The sequence below is a fragment of the Nodosilinea sp. LEGE 07088 genome (genome assembly GCF_015207395.1).
GTDB lineage: Bacteria > Cyanobacteriota > Cyanobacteriia > Phormidesmidales > Phormidesmidaceae > Nodosilinea.
In genome coordinates this window covers 60777-66776 of sequence record NZ_JADEWX010000014.1, presented here as the reverse complement: position 1 = coordinate 66776, position 6000 = coordinate 60777, and the positions used below count along the sequence as shown (strand labels likewise).

Below are 6000 nucleotides of genomic sequence, written 5' to 3'. Positions count from 1 at the left end.
TGGTTTGGTAGGATGCAGGAAACATATTGGTTTAGGGGAGCTGCACTGAGGCTCCCTATTTTTTGTCCCCTTTATTGTCTCAAAGCCCTGTACCGCATGACGTTGAGTACCCTTGTCACCCGTTAAGCATTATTTTGGTTAGTCGCTAAAACTCACAGGTAAATAATCGGCTCAGGAAATAGTTGACCATCTTGGCACCGTAGGGCGAATCCCACCAGACGACAGGATAACAGCCGACGGGATCCTTAAGGCTGTGGCTGGCCTGGTCGAGGCTTCTCCACTGGTTGTTGTGCCGCCAGCCGACCCGATCGCCCAGCCGATTGAGCGGCTCTCCGTCCTGGGCAAGGGCGCTCTCGAGGGTACCTCCTACTGCACGGTATAACTCGAGTTGCACGCTGAAGCCAAAGCGATCGCCCGTATAGGTCGTCCACAGGCGGTCAATCACCCGCAGCACGCTACAGGGAAACAGCCGAATCGCATCGGGGGTCAGGTCTTCGCGATCGGGAGTACGTGCCTCGCGTAGGATAACCCGCACGGTTTCTTCATCAGCTTGCTTGAGGTTGCCAGTTTTGAGCAGCCGTTGCAGCGGCTGGTAGCGTTCTACGTCGGTGACCAAGGTCAGAGCGTCTTCCAAACGAGCAATGCGCTCAGTCAGCCCCTGTTGAATGAATCCATCCAGGCGGGCCTCCAGGGCTTCGAGGCGGGCCATGAGCTCGTCCTGCGATTCTTCTTCCCTACACATTATTGATACCAGGCTCCTAGAGAGAACATCAGTAAAGGGAATGTAAGCCAGATGAGCGTCTCATACCAAATCCAAACCACATACCCCCGATTCTATGAAGACTAACCTGTAGCGGCGTTGGCGTAGCCCTACTCGCAGCATATGGCCTTCGCCCTAGGGAATCGGGGGTAACCAAATAGGATTTAGTATCAGCCCACCCAGCTACAGGCTTATTCATGTTGTTTAAGTACAGTCCAAAGGGAACAGGGAGTAGGTGACAGGGAACAGAGTGTACTTGTTTCACAAAACATCCCGATCAGGAACACGAACTCGGCCCAATGGGCCGGTCGCGGAGAGACACCGGATAGGTATTTAGTTGAAACACTCTAACCCGATATATTTAGTCAACGCTATAAATTCTAATCCTGGGTCGGCTGTCGTCGTTGTCTAGCCCTAGAACGCCGTTACAGAAACCCGGTTTCTCGGCCAGAATGCCAGTCATGCCGTTAGGGCAGTGACAAAGAAACCGGGGTTTTAGCCACACTGTACCGATGCTCTAGAGGGAGGTTTCGCTCTGAGATGGCCAGGCAGCTACGGCTTCATCTTCCTGGCGGGTGTTGCTACCGTTGCCTAAGTCAGTAGAGGTTGTCACAGTCGGGGGTGACCCAGGGCCACCCGGCAAAATGCGCTCAGTCAGGCCCTTGAGTACAACATAGAGCACCGGCACCACCAGTAGGCTGAGCACTGTGGCCACCAACAGACCGCCAAATACGGTATAGCCCACCGACCAGCGACTGGCACTGCCTGCCCCCGTCGCAATCAGCAGCGGGAAAAAGCCCACTAGCGATGAAATCGCCGTCATGATAATGGGGCGGAATCGCTGCTCAGCGGCGGCGATCGCCGAAGGCACCAATCCCAACCCCTGGCTCCGGGCCTGATTGGCAAACTCCACAATCAAAATAGCGTTCTTGCTGGCCAGGCCAATCAGCATCACCAGCCCCACCTGGGCGTAGATATTGAGATCCAGCCCCCTTAAGAAGAGGAACACCAGCGCCCCAAGCACCGCTAATGGCACCGTTAGCAGAATAATGATCGGGTCAGTGTAGTTCTCGTATTGGGCCGCCAGCACCAAAAAGACAACGAGCACCCCCAACCCAAAGATAAGGGTAGACAGACCACCGGACGCAATTTCTTCTCGGGCGGTGCCCTGCCAATCCATGCCCACCACCGGCAGGGCGGCCTGGGCATGGGCCTCGGTCATGGCTGCAATCAGCTGGCCAGAGCTGGCTGTTGGGGCGGGCATACCTTCCAGCTTGATCGATCGGAGCAGATTGAAGTGATTAATGGTGGCCGGGCCCACCACCTCTTTCAGGGTGACAACCTCGCCCAGGGGCACCATGACGCCCTGGCGCGATCGCACATAAAACGCATTGATGTCACTGGGCTCGTTGCGGAAGGGGGCCTCGGCCTGCACATAGACCCGGTAGTTGCGCCCGCCAGAGGTAAAGTCATTGACGTAGCTGGAGCCGAGGTAGGTGCCCACGGTGGTCAGCGCCTCATTGATATCGATGTCGAGCGCTTTGATGCGATCGCGGTCAATATCGACCTGTACCTGGGGTGAGCTGGCAGTGAACTGGGTAAACACCCCCATCGACGCGGGCGACTGATTAGCCAGCCCGATAATCTCGTAGGCGTTGCCCAAAAACTGATCGATGCTCATCTGGTTGCCGCTGCGGTCTTGGAGCTGCATCTCTAGTGCCCCGGTAGGGCTAAACCCCGGTACCGGCGGCGCGTTGAAAGCGATCACCAGGGCCTCCTGAATGCTGGAGAGGGCACCGTTAACCTGGGGCAGCAGCCCCGTCACCGTCGACTCTGGGCTGCGCCGCTGATCCCAGGGGGCCAGGGTGGCGAAAAACACCCCTCGGCTGGGGGATGGGCCGTCAAAGCTGAATCCCGACAGCATGAACGTGCTCTCGATCTCAGGAAACTGAGATAAAAGCTGGTCAGCCTGATCCATGACCTGTTTGGTGTATTCCAGCGATACTCCGTCAGGAGCCTGCACAATACCCAAAAAATAGCCCTGGTCTTCTTCGGGCACAAAGCCCGTAGGCACGACTCGAAACATACCGACCAGCAACAGCAGCCCCACCGCAAATAGGGCCAGCACCCCATAGCGCAGGCGAATCAAGATGCGCACCGCCCGTCGGTAGCGCTCGATCACCCACGCCAGGAGGGCATTAAAGCGGTTGAAGAAGCCTGCCAGGGGGCCACCTCGGGTGCCGGGGGTCACCGGGCGCAGCAGCAGGGCCGACATGGCGGGCGAAAACGTCAGCGCGTTGAAGGTAGACACCAGCACCGTGAAGGCGATCGTGAGGGCAAACTGCTGGTAAATTTTGCCGGTGCTGCCCGGAAAAAACGCCACGGGAATGAACACCGCCATCAGCACTAGCGACGTCGATATCACCGCCCCAGATAGCTCTTGCATGGCATCGAGGGCGGCCAGTTTAGGGCGCATGCCCTGGTCTATTTTGGCTGCGATCGCTTCCACAATGACGATGGCATCGTCTACCACCAGGCCCGAGGCCAAAATGCAGCCAAACAGCGTCAGGGTATTGATCGAAAAGCCGAATGCCAACAAGAAGGCCATCGCTCCAATCAGCGACACCGGAATGGCAATCGCCGGTACCACCGTCGATCGCCAGTCCTGCAAAAACAGGAACAAAATTGCCAGCACCAGGACGATTGCCAGCACCAGCGTGCTCAGCACCTCCCTGAGCGAAACCTGGACAAAATCGGTGGTATCAAACACCAGCTCGGCCCGATAGCCTGGGGGAAAGTTCTGCTCTAGCTCGGCCATGCGATCGCGCACCGCCTGGGCCACCTCCAGGGCATTGCTGCCCGGTAGTTGATAGACCAGCAGACCCGCCGCCAATTTGCCCTGGGTCTGGGCATCAAAGCTATAGTCCTGGGCTCCCAGTTCTGCCCGCCCGATCTCGCTGAGGCGTACCAGGTCGCCCTCCGCCCCCACTTTGATAACTAGATTCTCAAACTCGCTGACCTCTTGCAGGCGACCCGGTAACCGCACCGTGTACTGAAACGCCTGGGTACTATCTGTAGGCGGTGCGCCTACTGCACCGCCGCCCACCTGCACATTTTGCTCTCGCAGGGCCGCGACAACATCCCCTGGGGTGAGCTCCTGCTTAGCCAGGGCAGCAGGGTCAAGCCAGAGGCGCATAGCGTAACGCCCGGCCCCAAAAACCTCGGCATTGCCGACGCCGTTGAGCTGTTTCATTTCATCGAGAATGAACAGATCGGCGTAGTTACTCAAAAACAGAGCATCGTAGCGATTGTCATCGGTAAAAAACCGATACACCAGCAAGATGCTCGGCGACTGGGCGTTAACGGTGACGCCGAGCTGGGTCACCTCCGGCGGGAGTTGAGGTTCGGCCCGAGCCACCCGGTTTTGGACATCTACCTGGGCAATGTCTTTGTCGCGACCGGGCTGAAACACCACATTAATGCTGCTCTGGCCGGTATTGGTGCTGCTGGAGGTAATGAACTCCATGCCCTCCACCCCGTTGACCTCTCGCTCCAGCACCGTGGTCACGCTACTCTCCACGGTTTCGGCATCGGCCCCGGTGTAGTTGGCCGTCACCTGAATTTGCAGCGGGGCAATTTCTGGGAGTTGCTCAATGGGCAGCAGCGGAATGGCAACGGCCCCCGCCAGCACAATCAGCAGCGTGCACACGGTCGTCAATACCGGGCGACGAATAAAGTTATCGGCAATGGAGAACAGCGCCATAGGCGGTATACCAGGACTGGGAACATAAGACGCGCGATCGCGCGTTACTTCGGCGTAAAAACAGCCAATCTCAATTAGACAGGAACTCCACTGAGCAAACAGAGGTGGCCCATCGGGCTATCACCACCTAGAGCTACCTAGTGCAGTACAGCTGAGGTCTGAGCCTCAGAGGTGACGGGCCGACCATCCTGAAGCTGGAGAATATTGGTCACAATCACCTCATCACCGGCCTCTAGACCATCAATGACCTGGTAGTTGTTGCCCTGAATCTCGCCCAGTTGCACCGGGCGTTGGGACGCCACCCGCAGAGTTTGACCATTCTCCTGGGATTGGTCAGTAGCGACAAAGACAAAGCTTTGGCCTGCCACCCGAATCACGGCCACAGTAGGCACCAATAGAGTGGCCGTCGTATTCCAGATCAGCCGTGCCTTGACAAACTGTCCATCCCGCAAATTACCCGCCTCATTGGGGAAGCGAGCCTTCACCAAAATCGACTGCCCTTCTCCGTCCACCTCAGGGGAAATAAAACTGAGGCTACCCGTGGCCAGCGGTTCACCCGTTTCAGGATTGAGCAACTCGACCGGAATACCCAACCTCAGCTGGTTTGCCTGGGTTGTAGGCACCCGAATGCGCAGGAACAGGTCGCTGTTTTGGGTGATGGTGGCCAGGGTATCCCCAGATTCCACGAAGTCGCCCACCCGTAGGGACATATCTCCCACTATTCCTGAGGTTGGCGCTACCACCTGCTTAAAGCCCAGATCGGCCTGGCTGACGTTCACCTCAGCTTCAGCCTGCTCAAAAGCTGAGAGCGCCTGCTGAAGCTGCGCCTCGACGGAGCGCACATTGTCTTCAGCCTGGCGCTGAGCGGTCTGGGCCACGGTGAGCTGGTTTTGGGCGTTGTCTAAATTCTGACGGCTTAAGGCTCCCGCTGATACCAATTGCTGGGTGCGGCGAAACTCCACTAGAGCAAGTTCTACATCGGCCTGGGCACGAGCCAATTGGGCTCTGGCTGCTTCCACCTGAGACTGAGCCGCTTGGCGACCAAAGCTCGCGGCCTGGGCGGCCGCCTGGGCAGCTGTAACCTCAGCCTGGGTTTGGTCGGGGCTGAGCTGTACGATGGGCTGTCCCAGATTGACGGCACTCCCTGAGCTTACCAAAACTTGAGTGACACGGCCTGATACCTCAGGTCTGAGCTCAATGCGCTGCTCCGCCTCTAGAGAACCGACAAAATCAGAGCTTTCTTCAAAGGTGCCGGGCTGCAGTTTCTGTACCTGCACCTGTACAGCCGGGGGGGCACCCGCTGCGGGCGGGCCAGATCGACCACAGGCTGACACCACCAATGACAAGGTCAGGGCAACCCCCCAGACCTGGCGGTTTCGATAACATCTGACAGATGGCATAGAGTTGCTAAACATTGAGCGGTTTGGCATCGGTAGCCATCCTCCATGGTAGACCAAAGACCCGTAGAAGCACGGTT

The 6000-nt window shown here is 57.6% G+C and carries 3 protein-coding genes; all 3 read right to left on the bottom strand.

All coding sequences use genetic code 11. From position 1 onward, the window contains the following. Window positions 1-145: 145 nt before the first annotated feature. Window positions 146-709, bottom strand: coding sequence for a GUN4 domain-containing protein (locus IQ254_RS05910; RefSeq protein WP_228040220.1), 564 nt, complete (start codon window positions 707-709; stop codon window positions 146-148). 568 nt (window positions 710-1277) lie between these two features. Continuing rightward, window positions 1278-4523, bottom strand: a complete 3246-nt coding sequence (locus IQ254_RS05905) for an efflux RND transporter permease subunit (RefSeq protein WP_193965245.1) — start codon at window positions 4521-4523, stop codon at window positions 1278-1280. A 137-nt stretch (window positions 4524-4660) separates the two neighbouring features. Then, window positions 4661-5923 carry an efflux RND transporter periplasmic adaptor subunit gene (locus tag IQ254_RS05900; RefSeq protein WP_193965244.1) on the bottom strand — a complete coding sequence of 421 codons (1263 nt, stop codon included), beginning with the start codon at window positions 5921-5923 and terminating at the stop codon, window positions 4661-4663. Window positions 5924-6000 lie beyond the last annotated feature (77 nt).